The sequence below is a fragment of the Aquitalea sp. S1-19 genome, assembly GCF_024343515.1.
Window position 1 is genome coordinate 18,236 of record NZ_RJTZ01000009.1, and the last position, 14,579, is coordinate 32,814.

The 14,579-nt window shown below is 57.7% G+C and carries 16 protein-coding genes; 3 read left to right on the forward strand and 13 right to left on the reverse strand.

All coding sequences use genetic code 11. The features are described from left to right. Positions 1-26: 26 nt before the first annotated feature. Positions 27-1,364: a glutamine synthetase family protein gene (locus EGI20_RS02505; protein ID WP_498629358.1), complete on the reverse strand. Its 1,338-nt coding sequence runs from the start codon at positions 1,362-1,364 to the stop codon at positions 27-29. A gap of 171 nt (positions 1,365-1,535) precedes the next feature. On the opposite strand from EGI20_RS02505, the gene EGI20_RS02510 reads away from it, so the two are divergent. Next, the gene (locus EGI20_RS02510; RefSeq protein ID WP_498629359.1) at positions 1,536-2,186 is read left to right on the forward strand and encodes a GntR family transcriptional regulator; all 651 of its coding nucleotides are present in this window, start codon (positions 1,536-1,538) and stop codon (positions 2,184-2,186) included. A 126-nt stretch (positions 2,187-2,312) separates the two neighbouring features. Here the strand turns inward: EGI20_RS02510 and EGI20_RS02515 are convergent, their stop codons facing one another. The 6 genes from EGI20_RS02515 to EGI20_RS02540 form a co-directional block, all read right to left on the reverse strand. Beyond that, on the reverse strand, positions 2,313-3,347 hold the full coding sequence (locus tag EGI20_RS02515; RefSeq protein ID WP_498629360.1) for an aminopeptidase: 1,035 nt from the start codon (positions 3,345-3,347) through the stop codon (positions 2,313-2,315). An 87-nt stretch (positions 3,348-3,434) separates the two neighbouring features. After that, positions 3,435-4,598 carry a methyltransferase gene (locus tag EGI20_RS02520; protein ID WP_498629362.1) on the reverse strand — a complete coding sequence of 388 codons (1,164 nt, stop codon included), beginning with the start codon at positions 4,596-4,598 and terminating at the stop codon, positions 3,435-3,437. Positions 4,599-4,722: 124 nt separating this feature from the next. Continuing rightward, a complete protein-coding gene (locus EGI20_RS02525; protein WP_498629364.1) occupies positions 4,723-5,277 on the reverse strand; it encodes a thymidine kinase in 555 nt (184 codons plus the stop codon). Positions 5,278-5,417: 140 nt separating this feature from the next. Continuing rightward, positions 5,418-5,798, reverse strand: coding sequence for a fluoride efflux transporter CrcB (gene crcB, locus EGI20_RS02530; protein ID WP_498629366.1), 381 nt, complete (start codon positions 5,796-5,798; stop codon positions 5,418-5,420). Positions 5,799-5,806: 8 nt separating this feature from the next. After that, the gene (locus EGI20_RS02535) at positions 5,807-6,199 is read right to left on the reverse strand and encodes a fluoride efflux transporter FluC (RefSeq protein WP_498629367.1); all 393 of its coding nucleotides are present in this window, start codon (positions 6,197-6,199) and stop codon (positions 5,807-5,809) included. A 32-nt stretch (positions 6,200-6,231) separates the two neighbouring features. After that, positions 6,232-7,575 (reverse strand): ClC family H(+)/Cl(-) exchange transporter, encoded by a 1,344-nt coding sequence (locus EGI20_RS02540; protein WP_498629369.1) that lies wholly within the window; start codon positions 7,573-7,575, stop codon positions 6,232-6,234. A 295-nt stretch (positions 7,576-7,870) separates the two neighbouring features. On the opposite strand from EGI20_RS02540, the gene hdeA reads away from it, so the two are divergent. Next, complete coding sequence (hdeA, locus tag EGI20_RS02545) at positions 7,871-8,182, forward strand: acid-activated periplasmic chaperone HdeA (RefSeq protein WP_498629371.1); 312 nt, start codon at positions 7,871-7,873, stop codon at positions 8,180-8,182. A gap of 368 nt (positions 8,183-8,550) precedes the next feature. On the opposite strand, the gene EGI20_RS02550 is transcribed toward hdeA, so the two are convergent. The 4 genes from EGI20_RS02550 to EGI20_RS02565 form a co-directional block, all read right to left on the reverse strand. Beyond that, the gene (locus tag EGI20_RS02550) at positions 8,551-8,889 is read right to left on the reverse strand and encodes a 2Fe-2S iron-sulfur cluster-binding protein (protein WP_498629373.1); all 339 of its coding nucleotides are present in this window, start codon (positions 8,887-8,889) and stop codon (positions 8,551-8,553) included. Between the two features lie 19 nt (positions 8,890-8,908). Next, on the reverse strand, positions 8,909-9,823 hold the full coding sequence (locus EGI20_RS02555) for a pseudouridine synthase (protein WP_498629374.1): 915 nt from the start codon (positions 9,821-9,823) through the stop codon (positions 8,909-8,911). 9 nt (positions 9,824-9,832) lie between these two features. After that, complete coding sequence (locus tag EGI20_RS02560; RefSeq protein WP_498629376.1) at positions 9,833-10,342, reverse strand: metal-dependent hydrolase; 510 nt, start codon at positions 10,340-10,342, stop codon at positions 9,833-9,835. A 241-nt stretch (positions 10,343-10,583) separates the two neighbouring features. Next, positions 10,584-10,787, reverse strand: a complete 204-nt coding sequence (locus EGI20_RS02565) for a cold-shock protein (protein ID WP_124733979.1) — start codon at positions 10,785-10,787, stop codon at positions 10,584-10,586. A gap of 263 nt (positions 10,788-11,050) precedes the next feature. On the opposite strand from EGI20_RS02565, the gene EGI20_RS02570 reads away from it, so the two are divergent. After that, entirely contained in the window at positions 11,051-11,743 is a 693-nt protein-coding gene (locus tag EGI20_RS02570; RefSeq protein WP_498629378.1) for a Clp protease ClpP, read from the forward strand. 3 nt (positions 11,744-11,746) lie between these two features. Here EGI20_RS02570 and recJ read toward each other — a convergent pair whose 3' ends face one another. Next, positions 11,747-13,429: a single-stranded-DNA-specific exonuclease RecJ gene (recJ, locus tag EGI20_RS02575; RefSeq protein WP_498629380.1), complete on the reverse strand. Its 1,683-nt coding sequence runs from the start codon at positions 13,427-13,429 to the stop codon at positions 11,747-11,749. A gap of 19 nt (positions 13,430-13,448) precedes the next feature. Then, positions 13,449-14,468 carry a hypothetical protein gene (locus tag EGI20_RS02580; protein ID WP_498629382.1) on the reverse strand — a complete coding sequence of 340 codons (1,020 nt, stop codon included), beginning with the start codon at positions 14,466-14,468 and terminating at the stop codon, positions 13,449-13,451. Positions 14,469-14,579: the final 111 nt, after the last annotated feature.

Genomic DNA, 14,579 nt, shown 5'->3' on the forward strand with positions numbered 1-14,579 from the left:
GCTTCCCCTTGAAAAGACCAGACGGCTTACACGTGCAATTGCAGGTGCTCGCGCTCCCATGCGGTAATGCCGCGATTAAAGGTCTCGAATTCCTTGCCCTTGACCGCACAAAAGGCCGAAACAAAGTCGTGGCCAAGCAGCTCACCCAGCTCTTTGCAACCTTGCATCAGCTCGATGGCGTCTTCCAGGCTGCGCGGCAACTCGTAATCCAGCGTATAGGCGCTGCCTTCCATCGGTGGCGAGGCCTCTAGTGCATTGACCATGCCCAGATAGCCGCAGGCCAGCGTAGCCGCCATGGCAAGGTAGGGATTGACATCTACGCCGGGTACGCGATTTTCCACTCGCCGCGCCTCGGGGCCGGAAGGCGGCACGCGGATGCCGCAAGTCCGGTTGTCGTAACCCCAGCGCACATTGATAGGCGCCGCCGCATGGCGGGTCAGGCGGCGGTAGGAGTTGACGTAAGGCGCCAGCATCGGCATCACCGCTGGCAAATAGCGCTGCATGCCGCCGATGTGGTGGTAAAACAGTTCGCTGGCACGCCCATCGAGCCGGCTGAAGACATTCAGCCCGGTTTCGGCGTCGACCACGCTTTGATGGATATGCATCGCACTGCCCGGCTCGTCCTGCATGGGTTTGGCCATGAATGTCGCAAAAATATTATGGCGATAGGCAGTTTCGCGCACCGCACGCTTGAACAGGAAAACCTGATCGGCCAGCTCCAGCGCATCGCCATGGGTGAAGTTGATTTCCATCTGACAGGCGCCGACTTCATGCACCAGCGTTTCTACATTCAGCCTGGCCGCCGCGCAAAACGTGGACAGCTCCTGAAAAAACGGATCAAAGTCATTGACCGCATCGATGGAAAAACTCTGGCGGCCAATTTCCGAGCGTCCGGCGCGACCGGTGGGCGGGCGTAAGGGCTCGTCCGAATTGTTATTCTGCGCGATCAGGTAAAACTCCATCTCCGGCGCCACCACGGCGCGCCAGCCGCGCTCGGCATAGCACGCCAGCACCTTGCGCAGCACTGCCCGTGGCGACAGGCCGACCGGTTTGCCGTCGAAGTCTTCACAGTCATGAATTACTACTGCCACCTGCTCCATCGCCCACGGCACCATGCGGATGGTGGAAACATCGGGTACGCACACCATATCCGGGTCATGCGGGCCGGTCAGGCGCTCGAAGTCGGCAAACTCGCCATTCACGGTGATGGTGAGAACGGCCTTGGACATTTTCATGCTGTCTTCGGCCAGAAACAGGTTCTTGGGGACGATCTTGCCGCGCGCCATGCCGGTCATGTCGGGAATGACACACTCGATCTCGTGGATCGCATGCTCGCGGATAAAAGCATTCAACACTTCATTCATGGTTTGCTCCCGTTTGTTGACCCGGTACAGGCAGATACAGCGACGATCACGGCGGGTCTTGTTTGCCTGCATCATAGATTTGATCAAATCTATCCGTCAATATTTGATCAAATATTGGCAGTCCTATCGTGCTCTGCTATCCTTGCCGCCACCTCTCCCCCAATCTTCTCCATGAAAACCGACGCTGCTTTCACTTTGCAGGATCAGGCTTACCAAACCTTGCGCCAGGGACTGATGCTGGGGCGCTGGCTCCCCGGCGAACGCCTGAAAATCCATACCTTGGCCCGTGAAATGGACATGGGCAGCATGGCGGTTCGCACCGCCTTGCAGCGTCTGGTGGCGGAAAAGGCGCTGGTCAATGTGCCCAATTGCGGGGTCAGCGTGCCGCAACTGAGCAAGGCCGAATTTGACGACATCCTCGCGACCCGCATCCTACTGGAGGGCGAAGCGGCGCGCCAAGGTGCGCTAAAGCTGGATAAGGCGGCAAGAAGCACGCTGGCGTCTTTGGTGCGACAGATGGACGAAGCCATCGCGCAAGGGGATATCAAGGCGTACCTGGATGCCAACGAGGCGTTTCATCTGATGCTCTATCTGGCGGCGGGCTCGCCCATGCTGATGACACTGATCGAAACGGTCTGGCTGTATGTCGGCCCTATCTCCAACCGCTTGCATCAGAATGCGGCAGTATGGGCGACGATGAATGACGCACACAGCGCCTTGCTGGCGGCGCTGCTGCAAAACGATGCGGATGGCGTGGGACACGCCATCGCGGAGGATCTCAGGCAGGCCGGCGCTTATCTGCGGACCTTATGCAAGGATTAGTGTGCCTGCGCAGCATGCCACAAGCGTTCACTCGTCATTGGGACATAGCCAAAAAAATCCCCCGAGCTCTTCGGGGGATTTTCAGTTGGTCTGGTTTGGACTTGCACCCTCTCCGCTTTTTCGCCTTTATTTGGCTTTGCCACCGGCAAGCTCGATCACCAGCGGTGTCAGGATGCGGCTGAAGTCGCGCGAGCGTTGCTCGACCCGCTGCGGGAAAATGGTTTCCAGATTCTTCACATTGTCCACATCAGGGCGATGCCAGCTCATGCCATCCTTGATGGCCTTATTGGTGGTCTGCTCGTAACCGTCCTTGTCGCCGATTTCCCAGTTGGTAGCCTCCACCGCCAGTACCGGCATACCTGCTTCATCGAAGCTCTCCTGATCGGAGCAGCAGCCTGTCCCTTTCGGATACTCCTTGTCCAGCCCCGGGTTGGTGTCGGCCGCGATACCGAGTTTCTTGGCAATGGCCAGTGCGCGGTCACGCACGAAGCCGGCCTTGGCATCCTTGGCGACTGTTTCCTTGCCGGCATGGAAATACATCTTGTCGCCGGTAATCAGGCTATCCATATTCACCATCGCGATCACATTTTGCTTGTCGCTGTCACTCATGCGCGCCACATAGTCCTTGGAGCCCAGCAGCCCCAGCTCTTCGGCACCAAAGGCGACAAACTTGATCGTGTGCTGTGTCTTGGTTTTTTTGAGCTGGTCGGCGATTTCGAGCAGCATGCCAACGCCGGACGCATTGTCGTCCAGCCCTTCCAGCTTGGGCCCGCCGATCTTGCCGATATCACTGTCTTTTTTCGGCGTGCGCGAATCAAAGTGCGCACCGACAATCACCACCTTGCCATCCATACCCGGCTTGGTCGCAATCACGTTGACCGACTTGACCTCGCGCTTGACCTTGCTCTTGTCGGCTTTTTCATACTCGAACGAAGCCGTAAACGGTTGCTCGCTGACCTGATAGCCCATCTTCTTGAATGCTTTGGCCAGATAGGCCGCAGTGGCCTGCTCGGTTTCCGTGCCGGCCATGCGCCCTTTGAATGCGGTGGCAACATGTCGCATCTCGCGTGCGGCGACTTCACCATGCGTTGCTGCCATGGCAGAACCGCAGACAGCTAGCGCGAGGGCCAGAACGGAAAGACGGAATAGCGGACGATGCATGGCAAACTCCTTGGCAAGTGGGCATGTTATAGCAAGAAAATATGGCCACATGCTAATGGAGCATGGATGGATCGCTTGTGACTTGCGTCAAACTCCCGTTTGTCCGGCGCGACCCAAGCGCCATAAGCTGGTGACCTCGGCCATGCGCGCCTCGTGCAGCGCATCCACGACTTCCAGTGATTTTTTGTGAGTCGGCCTGACATCCAGCCGGCCCAGCACCACTAAACCCGCTTCGGCTATCCAGCCCAGCAATGCTTCGCGGCTACGCAGGCCCAAGTGTTCGGCCAGATCCGACATAATCAGCCAGCCCTCGCCCTTGGGCGTCAAATGTGCCGCCAGTGCGTCCAGAAAACCGCGCAACATGCGGCTGTCCGGGTCATACACCGCGTATTCAACCGGCGAGGTGGGCTTGGCCGGCAGCCATGGCGGGTTGCAGACGATCAGGGAAGCTTGTCCTTCGGGAAACAGGTCGGCCTGCTGCAGCGTGACTTGTGCATCCAGACCCAGGCGTTGCAGGTTTTCAGCAGCACAGGCAAGCGCCCGGGCGTCCTGGTCGGTGGCGACAACTTGTGCCACACCGCGCCTGGCCAATACGGCAGCCAATACGCCGCTGCCGGTGCCAATATCGAAAGCCCGCGTCGTATCCGGCAATGGTGCCCTGGCCACCAGATCGACATACTCGCCGCGTATCGGGGCAAATACGCCGTAATGCGGATGAATGCGTGCCCCCAGCGCTTTGACCTCCACCCCCTTCTTGCGCCATTCATGCGCGCCGATCAGCCCCAACAGTTCGCGCAGCGAAACCAGCGATGCACCATCGGCCTCGCCATACGCTTCGGTGCAGGCCGCGACCACATCCGGCGCACGGCGCAAGGGAATACCGTAAGCCGCATCCAGTGGCAATAGCAGCATGGACAACACCCGCGCCCGGCGCCCCTGGGCCTGGCGATGCAAATGAAACGCCTCGCTGGGTGTAGCCCCGCGCTTGGCCGGCTTGCGGTCCACCCGGCGCACCAGTGCTTGCAAGAGCTGGCGCGCATTTTGGTAGTCGCCGCGCCACAAGAGCGTGGTGCCTTCACAGGCCAGCTTGTAGGCTGCATCGGCGTTCAAGGTGTCATCGACGACCATGACGCGCTTGGGTGGCGGCAGGCCGGCTTCCGAACGCCAGCGCGCCGAGCGCTCTTCACCTGCCTCGTTCCAGTAGACAGTCGGATAGTCGGCAACAGTGCCAGGGGTGATGGAGTCGGTCATGGGTCTCGTTAAGGCAATAAATTCAAAAGGAAAGCTTTGTGCGGTACAGGGCAAAGGACAAGCGGCCGGCGCCAAATTGCGTGGATTCTAAGCGCAGGCTAAGGCCTGCGCCAGCCGTCAGGCCTTAGCCTGCATAAAAACAGCGCGCACACACCGAGCGGTAACGATCAGCATCGCCTATTTCCACTTGCGGGCCTTGATTCAGGCGCTGGCCGCTGGCGTCGACCCGCAGATGCATGGTGGCCTTGCGTCCGCACAGACAGATGGTCTTGATTTCTTCGATGTCTTCGGCCAGCGCCAATAGCCAGGCCGCACCGGGAAACGGTTCGCCGCGAAAATCCGAACGCAGGCCGAAGGCGATCACCGGAATATCATGGACATGGGCCAGACGGTGCAACTGGCGCACCTGATCCGGCGCTAAAAACTGGGCTTCGTCTATCAGCACGCAATCGACAGCCCCAACCATCTGCGCATCAAAATGGGTGGTGGTGTCAAATACCGCCGCGCTACGCGACACGCCCAAGCGGGAAGAGATCTGCCCGACACCGAAACGCCCGTCAATGGCTGCGGTAAACAGGCTCACCCGCCGCCCCTGATATTCGTAATTGTGCGCGATTTGCAATAGCTGTGTGCTTTTGCCGCTATTCATCGCGGCATGGCGGAAAAACAGTTTGGCCATAGGAAGCGGGAAAAAGGCGCGAAGTTTAGCAGAAAGACAGCGGGCAGGATGGCTGTTAACGCGGGCGGCACGTAGCGGCTCACTTTTTTGCAGGTGCAAAGTACTTCCGATTGCGCCCTTCCCGCCTGCCGTTTTCAGCGTCAATCAACAGTCTTTTTTACCAGCCACACCCCAGCTTGTAACAAGCAAAAACCGACGAGCAAACTTGCTGCGACATAGCCCAGCGCCATCGCAAACTCGCCGGGTGTTTTCATGGCTTCGGCTGTGCCGTAGACAAAGCTGGAGAAGGTCGACATGCCGCCCATAATGCCGGTGCCTATCATGGTGTGGACATGGTGATGAATCCTTACTCTCTGGTACAAGCTGCTCGATAGCCCCATTAAGAAGCATGCCAACATATTGGCGATGAAAATATCCAAGGGGAAGCCGTTTGCGAGCGCAGGCACCAGCAGCATGATGAATTCACGGCACATCGCACCAAAAGCGCCACCGACAAAGATCAGAATAATCAGATTGGCCATGACCTTCCCTAACGCTGTAGCAAGGCAAGCCAGGCACCGAATATGGCGGCGGCCAGACCGGCAAAGGTCGAACCCAGCAGATACGCAGCGGCAAGCTTCCCCTTGCCACCATCCGATAGCTTGACCGCATCCAGTTGCATGCTGCTAAACGTGGTAAATCCGCCTAGTGCACCGGTCAGAACACCTGCGTTGATCGTTGTGCCTAAGCGGTCGCGCCAGTCAACCGCAAACAGCACCGACAGATAGGCGATGACAAAAGCCCCGCTGGTGTTGATCAAAAAAGTGGCCAGCGGAAAATCGCCATGATAGCGCTCACCTACCAGTGTGCCGACACGCCAGCGTAGCAAGGACCCTAAGCCACCGCCCAAGCCCACCCACATGACGTCCAGTGCCGTTATCACTGCTCTTCCCCTTGTTTTTCTGAAAAGCGTGGTTAGTTCAGTGAACGCTGGCCGCTAGTATCAGTTGCGCTTTGCAACATACGCAGGCGCAAAGCCTCGTAGATGGGCAGGTCGCCCAGCCAGAACGGCACAATGGCGGCAGGCAGGCAGGCCAATAGCAAAGGCAGGGTCAGCGAGCTGGCGCCGGTCATTTCGATAATCAATACGATGCCGGTGAGTGGTGCGCGTACCGAGGCGGAAAACAGCGCCGCCATGCCGACGACGGCGCAGGACGGCACATTCAGCCCCAGTGTCGGCAACATGGCATTGCCGGCCAGACCGAACAAGGCACCGGCTACCGCCCCCAGCGCCAGCATGGGGGCAAATAAACCGCCGGGCAGGCCGATGCCGTAACTGAACGGGCCGAACAAAAAGCGGCTGATCAGCAAAAGCAGCAAGGCGCTGCCACCGAGCGTGCCATCCAGGACCACCTGGTTAAGTGCCTCGCCATTACCGGCGATAAAAGGCAGATACCACACCACCAGTGCCAGCACCAAGGCCGACAGCAATACCCGCAACCAGGGGGCAAGGCGCGCCATCTGCGTGAGCGTCAGAAGAATAAGCCGGTTGTAGACAAAACCCAGCAGACCGATGGCGATGCCGAACAGCAGATAGAGCGGCAAGGACAGCAGGCGCGGCTCGACCGGCTGCGCCATCTTGAATACCGGCTCCATCCCGACCAAAAATTGCGCCACCGGTACGCCCACTGCGCAGGTAATCATGCCGGCGATGACCAGGCGCGCGTTGGCGCTACGGGTCAGCTCCTCCAGCGTAAACAGCAAGCCACCCAGGGGGGCGCTAAATGCGACCGCCAGACCTGCACCGGCGCTGGCAGCGATCAGGCTGCGCTGATCGCTGGATGGCAATTTCAGATAGCGCCCGATATAGGATCCGATGGCTGAACCCATCTGTACCACCGGCCCTTCCCGTCCCAGCGCGTGACCAGAAGCCAGCGCCAGCATGCCGCCAAAAAACTTGACCGGCAAAAAGGCTTTATTGCTGTCCGGCTCAACCTCGCCTTGCCACACCGCCTCGACGCGCTGGATGCCGCTACCGGCAGCCTCCGGCGCAAAGCGCAATACCAGATACAAGGGCAAGGCAGTGAGTAATAACGACAAAAATGCCACACCGGCAAACCCGGTCCAGCCGGGCAAGGCATGCAAGGCGGCGTAAGCCGCGCTCATCCATTGCGAAACATGCATGACGCCCAGCCTGAAGCTGCCGCCGACAAGGCCGATCAGAATGCCTGACGCAATGGCCAATAGTGCCAGCGGCACAATGCCGCCCAGCGTATCGTCGCCGTTGACAGGTGGTGCTTCATGAGCAGAAGGCATCATGTGCGCACCCCGCAGTGCGATAAGCTAAGCAGGCCGGAACTTATGCCTAGCCTATTCTGGCTCGCGCCAAACTGTGCGATGGGAGGACAGAAAGGTGCCACGGGTACTACCAAAGTGAATGAGAGCATCCTTATGGTTTAGCTAATGCCAAGACTTATTGCCAATAACGGCAATTTTCCGATTGTTTGCCATACTGTTTTTGTCTTGCCAAATCTCAGGCGCTGCCCGTGCAGGCACAAGGCAGCAGTTGTAGCAAACCGCAATAAGCGGCATTAACCCGAATCAGGAGTAGTCGATGAAAAAAGTCATCTTTCTGGGCGCACTGGCCCTTTGCAGCAGCATGGCCATGGCTGCAGATGCCACCAAAAAGCCGGTCAGCAAGTGGACCTGCGAAGATTTCCTCGCGCTGGATGAAAGCTTTCAGCCCAAGGCCATCTACTTTGCTGAGGGTTTTAATAAGAAGGACAAACCGGTAGATGCGGTGATGGATACTGCGGGTATCGAAAAAATTGTGCCTTTGGTGATTCAGGAGTGCCAGCAGGCACCCAAGGCGACTTTCTGGAGCAAGATCAAGTCCAGCTGGGCCAAGGTCAAGGCCAGTATGTAAGTATTTAAAGAGCCGGCTGTGTCCGGCTCTTTAAACTTTAGGGTGCGATGAAATTCGCAGCCTTGCCATTCTGATACGCAGCCATGCTGCGCTAGCCTTTTATGTTTTTTATTTTGTGTCGGCCCATCCGATGAGCGTGCCGGCTGCGTCTGCCGCGAAATTCGGCCCCTTATCTATCTTTCTGTGCGCCACGCCTTTGGCGACTACGCCTGCGTTAACTGCCATGGCAGGGCTGGGCGCATGCCGCTTAGGCGGCTTATTCCGAATTTTGCCGTATGGTTTTCGCTGGTAATGCTGGCGTATCTTGTGCGCCAGCGGCAGAGGGCTTGATTCGGATGTGACGAGGTGCTTGCCTGAAAGCGTGCAGGTCAGGTTTCGGGCAGGTGTATATCCAGATCTTCGCTGCCAACCGACACATGGCAAGCCAGTCGCCAGGTGTCGGGCCTGTCCGGCCAGGCAAGCTCGGTGCTCGCCGCAAAGCCAAAGCGTTTAAGCACATTGCGCTCGCGGGCGCTGGGCGTGAAAAGCGCCGGTTGCTTTGTGTGCGCCAGCAAAATGCGGCAGGTGCCGCAAGTGCCCTGACCGCAGCGCCAGTGTAGAGGCAAGCCGTGGGTACGAGCCACATCCAGTAGCAAGGTTCCCTGCACTGCCTCCACGCAGGCAAATGCCTCATTTTGCGGGGGGCGGAAAAAGCGTACGCGAACCATATATCTCCCCTTTGACCGCTTAGTCGGCATCCGGCCAGTCAAGCCGGCGTGCACTGGTGAAGCGTTGAGTCTTGCCGCTATAGGGGTCAGTAAAACTGATGGCTCGAGCCAAAAGCTGCAAGGGGGCAGAAAAGTCGTCTGCTGCCTTGTCGTCCAGCAAGCAGGGATACCACGGGTCATTGCGTATGGGGATGCCCAGTGCGGCTAAGTGCGCGCGCAACTGGTGCTTGCGCCCGGTGTGTGGCAGCAAGCGGTAGCGTCCCCAGCGGCCATGCTGCGCCAGAAGTTCAATACGGGTTTCACTATTGGGTGTGCCCGCTATCTCACGCATGACAAATCCGCCGGGCTCTTCACGCAACAGGCTTTGATGGGTACGCGGCAAAACGAGGCTTTGATCAAAACGGGCAATGGCTTCGTATTCCTTCTGCACCTGCCGGCTCTGGAATAGCATCTGGTAACCGGCGCGGCAGGCCGGATCGGCACAAAACAGCATGACGCCGGCGGTTTCCCTGTCCAGACGGTGGATGGGCGTGAGCGCAGGCAGATCCAGCTGGCTACGCAGGCGGGTCAGCAGGGTTTGCTGGACATGGCGTCCACCCGGAATGCAGGCTAAGAAGTGCGGTTTGTCCGCCACGACCAGGCGCGTATCGCGGTAGAGGATGTCGGCCTCGAATGGCACGACCACTTCCTGTTCGGCTTCGCGGTAATACCAGATGCGGCGATTGGCCGGATAAGGGCTGGCAAGGGAATGCGGCCGGCCCAGATGGTCAAATACCTCACCCTTCTCCAGGCGTGAACGCCATGTTTTGGCGGGAATATGTGCAAAGCGTGCAAGCAGAAAGCTGAATAAATCGGGCCAGTCGCCTGCGGGCAGTTGCAGAAAACTGGGGGTGACGCCATGGCGTGCAGGAATGGGGGCCGTGCGCTGGCTCATCATTAACTCTCAGAACGAACCGGTTGATTTTGCCATAAGAAAGCCCGCGCCAAACCATAGCCCGGTCATCATGACTGTCTCAATGAATTTGCCGTTGAAAAAAGTTACCGGCGCTCGGAAGCGGTGTTTGATTGGCCAGAGCAAGGGTACGCCATAGGGCGTCAACCAGTCACCGATAATATGCGAGGCATAGCCCACGCATAAGCCTAAGGCCAAAGGCATCCATAAGTCATGGTAAGGGCCATCGGCATTCAGGCACATTACACTGAGATAGAAAACACCTGCCAGCGCCAGCAGACTATGGGTGATGCCCCGGTGTCCGAAGACCATGGAAACGGGGGTGGAAATCAGGCGTAAACGCCGTCCCAACCAGCTTTGCGGGTGATCAATATCCGGCAGCAAAGAGCCTAGCATGCCGCCCACCAGCAACAGCATGGTGGCAGTCAGTGGTGACTTCAATAACAAGGCCGCACCTACGCCGCTACAGGCGCCAGCGGCAATATGTGTTCCGACCTTCATAAGAATGCGTACCCTGCCGGAAATGTTAAACGGACAGGGCTCTGGCTTTGCTTGATGCTCACGCGACGTCTTTCAGCTATTCATATGCGGGTCTGTTGCCCACGTCCGCAGTTAAGCTCCGATTGTAAAAACAAATGGATATTTTGTGTGGGTTTGTAATAAATAATTCGACCAAAAAACAAAGAACAGACGTAAAAAAGCCCCGCCAGGCGGGGCTTTTTAGGCAACAAGCAGGGCTGAATTACAGCGGCTGGATGTTGGTTGCCTGTGGGCCTTTTTGGCCCATGCCGGACTCGTAGCTTACTTTCTGGCCTTCTTGCAGGGACTTGAAGCCGCTGGCACGAATTTCGGAGAAGTGGGCGAACAGATCGTTGCCGCCTGCATCAGGAGTGATGAAGCCAAAGCCTTTAGCGTCGTTGAACCACTTAACGGTACCGGTTTCCATAATGAATTCCTTTAAGATTTTTTAAAAAAGCGGGCGATTGCCCCTATGCATGACGATCAAGGAATAGAGCATGGAACATTACGATGTCGCTATGGTTCTGCTGCTTGAAAATCCTGCAACGGCGTTTATACGGCACACACTCTGTCTGGTCAAGTTTTTTATCAGGCGGATTGTGCAGTCGTTCACATAGCATGCTAAAAACAGCTCACTTGCCAGCGTGTCGTTTAAAGATGGCTCTGGCGTAGCTGCAAGCGGGCGTAAAGATGAACCCGTCGTTGCGCTTTATGGACTGGCGTCCGACTTTGCCGGAGAGTGTTATGCCGAAAAAACACAGCCCCCCCCTGCCTGAAAACACGGAAGACGAGCCGGAGGCATCCGCGGTGGTCGCCTACCAGCGCTTCGAAAGCCAGATTACGCTGCGGCAAATATCCTACTACCTGTCAGGCGAAATCGTAGAGCCTTGCCATTACAGCGAGATGTTTTACGCGCTGAGAACCGCCACCGAGAACGATGTGATCTTCTTGCATCTGAACACGCCGGGTGGAGACTTTGATACCGGTTTGCAGATCATCAACAATCTGCTGGCGACGCGTGCGCGTGTGGTCACCATCCTGGAGGCGCGTGCCTATTCAATGGGCGCACTTCTGTTTCTGGTCGGAGACGAATTGATCGTGCACGACAACTGCCAGCTGATGTTTCACAACTACACCTCGGCCCTAATCGGCAAAGGCAACGAGCAGCAAGCTCAGGTGTTTGCCATCGGTAAATGGTTCGAGAAGGTCATGCAGAATATCTGCAAGCCTTTTTTGACGGTGAGCGAGTTGTCGCGCATTTTGCGCGGTGAGGATATCTGGATGGAGTCGGATGAAATCAGGCGCCGCCTGAACCGGATGAACCAGAATGACAAGCAGGCCAGCCCCAAGGGCAAGGCGCGTAAAGCCTTGCCCAGTGATTGACCTTCAGGCGATATGCTGCAGGTAAATCTGCAGCTCTTTGCGCCCTTGCCACTCATTCGCCACAATCTGGTACACGGCCTCGATCTCATCAGCCAGCCAGTCGGCATGGTTGAAATACATGGCGTCGAATTCGGCGCCCTCTTTCCATAGCCTGAGTTTCAGGTGCTTTCCACCCAGTACACGCTGGCTCAGCACCCGAAACCGGTCGCAAAACGCCGGCGCAGGAAAGCCCTGCCCCCACACCAGCGCACCCAGTTGCTCGGCAAAATCCAGATCCAGACAGTCCAGCGGCAAGCTGCCGTCGGTTTCTATCTGGCGCGTCAGCTGGGAGGCTTCCAGCAATTCATGCGCCACAGTTTCGAAGGCCTGAGTAAACTCATCCAGCCTCGCCTCGTCCAGGGTCAGTCCTGCCGCCATGGCGTGGCCGCCAAACTTGAGGATCAAACCCGGGGGGCGTTTGAATACCAGATCCAACGCATCGCGCAAGTGAAAGCCGGCAATGGAGCGCCCCGAACCCTTGATCTGGCCCGCGTCACCGGGGGCAAATACAATGGTAGGCCGATGAAAACGCTCTTTCAGTCGCGACGCTACAATGCCGACTACACCCTGATGCCAGTCATCACGATATAAGGCCAAGGTGTAGCGATCTGCCGGGTCGATGGCCGACAGGCCGGCCAGTGCCTCTTCCTGCATGCCAGCTTCTATCGTGCGCCGTTCTCGGTTCAAATGATCCAGCTCACCAGCCAGGCGCGCAGCCTGCTCGTCGTCAGGAGACAAGAGGCAGGCTATGCCGACACTCATATCATCCAGACGGCCGGCGGCATTCAGCCGTGGCCCCAGCGTAAAGCCCAGATCGAAAGTTGTCGCCTTGTGTGACGCCCGCCCCGCCACGCGAAACAGGGCAGAAATGCCGGGCGCCATGCGCCCGGCCCGCATACGCTTGAGGCCATTTTCGACCAGAATGCGATTATTCTGATCCAGCCGGACCACGTCGGACACCGTGCCCAAGGCGACATAGTCGAGCAGTTCGGCCAAATTAGGTTCATTGCCCGCGGTAAAATCGCCACGCTCGCGCATGCGCGCACGCAACGCCATCAGTACATAAAACATCACCCCGACGCCGGCCAGGTTTTTGGATGGAAATTCGCAGCCCGGTTGATTGGGGTTAACAATCAACGCATCCGGCAGCGCATCGCCGGGCAAGTGGTGATCGGTCACCAAAACCTCGATGCCGCACTTTTTCGCTTCCTCTACCCCGTCCACGCTGGCAATGCCGTTATCGACGGTGATGATAATGTCCGGGCTAAGCTGGGCGGCCAGCGCGACAATCTCGGGCGAGAGCCCGTAGCCGTATTCAAAGCGGTTGGGAACGATAAAATCAACCACCGCACCCAGCGCGGCCAAGCCCTTAACCGCGACGGCACAGGCGGTTGCGCCGTCTGCATCGTAATCGGCCACAATCAGCAGCTTTTCTTTACGCAAAATGGCATCGGCCAGGCGTTCAGCCATCGCGTCAATATTCTTAAGCAAACGATAAGGCAACAAGGCTTTCAGGCTGTAATCCAGCTCCGTGCGCTGGCTGATGCCACGGGCGGCATACAGGCGTGACAATACGGGGTGGATGCCTGAGGCGCTTAGCGTGTTGCTCGCCTCCGGCGATGGCGTACGGGTCAGAATGATCGACATGCTTGCCTTGGTTTGCTCTTTAGTTATCGTTCAGAAGTTTTTCTAACGCACATGGCCGGCGCCAGAATTTCCAGATGTCGGCCCGGCTTAAATGCGCCTCGAAGCCACTGGGGCCATCCGTTATCAGCTTCAGTTCAGACAGTTGCCCCGAGCGCAGTGCGGCCCATAGCGGCGCAAACCAGTCGGCTTCAAGTTGCTGTATGGCTTCGCGCCAACCCCATGCGTCGCGATAACGGGCGGGGGCTAGCAGGCGCTCCAGATGGACTTCAACCCTATCCTTGGTGCACACATCCAGCAAGGCAGACCAGCTGTAAGGCACTGCATCGCAAGGCATGGCTGCATGGCTGGCCATGGCCTGCATCAACACGTCATCGCTAAACAACTGGTCAAGATCATTAAACACCGGCTCCTGATCATCGCCCTCGCCCCATAGCCACAGGCTGTTCAGCGCAGGCTCCCCCCGCGCTTCGCGTGCGTCATTCACCGGGTGGGCATGCAGCAACATCTGCAACTCATTCAATAAACGGCACCAGATCAGCCCTTTTTCGCCGCTAGGCAGCAGGCGATTGATATCTTCACCGATGGCATCTGCCAAAGGGGTAAATGAGGCAGCGGCAGGCACCGGCATTTGCAGGAACCAGCGCGCCGGATGGGGCGCGTAGAGGCGCATTCCGTCTTCCTGCAGTAGCGCATTCAAGCTAATCAATAAAGCATCGGCTTCGTTTTGCGTCAAATTCATGATGCCGGAATCAGCCAGATGGGCGCGGTCGCGATTCACCCTGAGATGCGCCGGGTCAGCCAGCAGCCAGTGCCCCGATGCCGAGTCCAGTCCATAAGCACCGGCTAGCCAGCGCGCAGGGGCGAGCGAAGACAGGCCGGCACGCGTGGCCTGAATGCTGGAGAGAGCCTTACTTGCTGCTGTGCGCCTGGATGCGCCAAGCAATGAAGAGAGCGCAGACAGGCTCAGGCCGCTCAGGACTTCGAGCGCATCATGACGGTCTGGCCAAAATAGCGAAGGGATCAACAGGGTCAGTTTCATGAGGTCATCAGCTATTCAGGCGGAGATTGATAAGTTAACAAACGCGGGGGTTTCGAACCTAAATAAAACCTGCTTCGGACAGGAAAAATCGCCATCCCATTGTTTTAAATA

What these genes read in the sequence shown, in the direction of transcription:
- crcB (WP_498629366.1), bottom strand. Translation starts at nt 5,798, where the DNA reads ATGGCCAATCTGATTATTCTGATCTTTGTCGGTGGCGCTTTTGGTGCG.
- EGI20_RS02520 (WP_498629362.1), bottom strand. Translation starts at nt 4,598, where the DNA reads ATGACCGACTCCATCACCCCTGGCACTGTTGCCGACTATCCGACTGTC.
- EGI20_RS02525 (WP_498629364.1), bottom strand. Translation starts at nt 5,277, where the DNA reads ATGGCCAAACTGTTTTTCCGCCATGCCGCGATGAATAGCGGCAAAAGC.
- EGI20_RS02505 (WP_498629358.1), bottom strand. Translation starts at nt 1,364, where the DNA reads ATGAATGAAGTGTTGAATGCTTTTATCCGCGAGCATGCGATCCACGAG.
- recJ (WP_498629380.1), bottom strand. Translation starts at nt 13,429, where the DNA reads ATGTCGATCATTCTGACCCGTACGCCATCGCCGGAGGCGAGCAACACG.
- EGI20_RS02560 (WP_498629376.1), bottom strand. Translation starts at nt 10,342, where the DNA reads ATGAAGGTCGGAACACATATTGCCGCTGGCGCCTGTAGCGGCGTAGGT.
- EGI20_RS02565 (WP_124733979.1), bottom strand. Translation starts at nt 10,787, where the DNA reads ATGGAAACCGGTACCGTTAAGTGGTTCAACGACGCTAAAGGCTTTGGC.
- EGI20_RS02555 (WP_498629374.1), bottom strand. Translation starts at nt 9,823, where the DNA reads ATGAGCCAGCGCACGGCCCCCATTCCTGCACGCCATGGCGTCACCCCC.
- hdeA (WP_498629371.1), top strand. Translation starts at nt 7,871, where the DNA reads ATGAAAAAAGTCATCTTTCTGGGCGCACTGGCCCTTTGCAGCAGCATG.
- EGI20_RS02510 (WP_498629359.1), top strand. Translation starts at nt 1,536, where the DNA reads ATGAAAACCGACGCTGCTTTCACTTTGCAGGATCAGGCTTACCAAACC.
- EGI20_RS02570 (WP_498629378.1), top strand. Translation starts at nt 11,051, where the DNA reads ATGAACCCGTCGTTGCGCTTTATGGACTGGCGTCCGACTTTGCCGGAG.
- EGI20_RS02540 (WP_498629369.1), bottom strand. Translation starts at nt 7,575, where the DNA reads ATGATGCCTTCTGCTCATGAAGCACCACCTGTCAACGGCGACGATACG.
- EGI20_RS02580 (WP_498629382.1), bottom strand. Translation starts at nt 14,468, where the DNA reads ATGAAACTGACCCTGTTGATCCCTTCGCTATTTTGGCCAGACCGTCAT.
- EGI20_RS02515 (WP_498629360.1), bottom strand. Translation starts at nt 3,347, where the DNA reads ATGCATCGTCCGCTATTCCGTCTTTCCGTTCTGGCCCTCGCGCTAGCT.
- EGI20_RS02550 (WP_498629373.1), bottom strand. Translation starts at nt 8,889, where the DNA reads ATGGTTCGCGTACGCTTTTTCCGCCCCCCGCAAAATGAGGCATTTGCC.